Source organism: Dietzia sp. DQ11-44, assembly GCF_014145205.1.
In the GTDB taxonomy this organism is placed as follows: domain Bacteria; phylum Actinomycetota; class Actinomycetes; order Mycobacteriales; family Mycobacteriaceae; genus Dietzia; species Dietzia natronolimnaea.
The window spans coordinates 1-1157 of sequence record NZ_JAALEC010000718.1 but is presented as its reverse complement, the minus strand read 5'-3'; the positions used below and the strand labels follow the sequence as shown (position 1 = coordinate 1157).

Annotated in this window: 1 protein-coding gene; it reads right to left on the bottom strand. The window is 68.8% G+C overall.

What is annotated here, in order from left to right; translation table 11 throughout:
• Window positions 1-866, bottom strand: an 866-nt coding sequence (locus G6018_RS16200; RefSeq protein ID WP_182640172.1) for a calcium/sodium antiporter, incomplete at its 3' end; no start/stop codon positions are given.
• Window positions 867-1157 lie beyond the last annotated feature (291 nt).

The window sequence follows — 1157 nt, the reverse complement described above, 5'->3', positions numbered from 1 at the left end:
ATGATCGGCAGGTCGAAGCGGATGGCCCCGGCCGCGATCTCGATCGGCGCGATGAGTGAGGTCATCCCCAGAACGGCACCGATGTTGAACATGTTGCTGCCCACGATGTTTCCGATCGCCAGGTCGCGCTCACCTCGGATCGCCGCGACCATGCTCGTCGCGAGTTCGGGAAGGGATGTCCCGACGGCCACCACCGTGAGACCGATGACCAGGTCACTCATCCCCCAGGCCGACGCGAGATCACTGGCCGCGGTGACGAGTAGCCGTGCCCCGATCACGAGCAGCGCCACCCCGGCGATCACGAGAGCGCTGTTGAGGAGGACCGGGTGCGAGGTCTCGCCCCCGGTCGGCGTCGTCTCGCCCGCGCTGTCACCGGCCGGGGCGTCCAATGCCTCGGTGGCGCGGTCTCCATCCTGTTTGCGCGCGATGACGATCGTCGCGGTCGTATAGGTCACGAGGCCGGCGAACAGCAGCAGACCGTCGAGGAAGCTGATCGTGCCGTCGAGTGCCACAAGCAGCACGACCAGAGAGAACAGCACCATGATGGGGATGTCGACTCGCACGATCCGGGACGTCGCCACCAGAGGGGCGACGATCGCGGTCATCCCCAGGATGAGCAGGATGTTCGCGATGTTGCTGCCCACGACGTTGCCGACGGCCAATCCCGGGTATCCGCTCAGCGCGGCATCGACGCTTACCGCGAACTCCGGCGCCGAGGTGGCGAAGGCGACGACGGTGAGTCCCACCACCAGCGGGGAGATCCCGAGGGTCGCGGCCAGACCGCCGGCGCCCCGCACCAGCACTTCGCCGCCGCCGATGAGCAGGGCGAACCCCACCGCGAGCGCGGCCACCGTCAGGGCACTCATGTCAGCTCCGATCGGGTGGTGATGAACCCCGGTCCGGCTGGCGGTGACGGCCTCGTTGCATTACCCATGGGTCGATGATCCCGTGCCGGACTCCGGTTTGTCGATGCGCCGGCAGCGATTCAGCCGGCGGAGGCGACCGCCAGCGGCAGGACAGCCGGGACCCCGGACGAGCGGAGATGCCGGGCTGCCTCGGTGATCGTCCACCCCGTCCCGAGCAGGTCGGCGACCAGGAGGACGGGGCCGTCGGACGCTGTCGACGGGCCGGAGAACGTGCCCCACAGCTGGGCCACG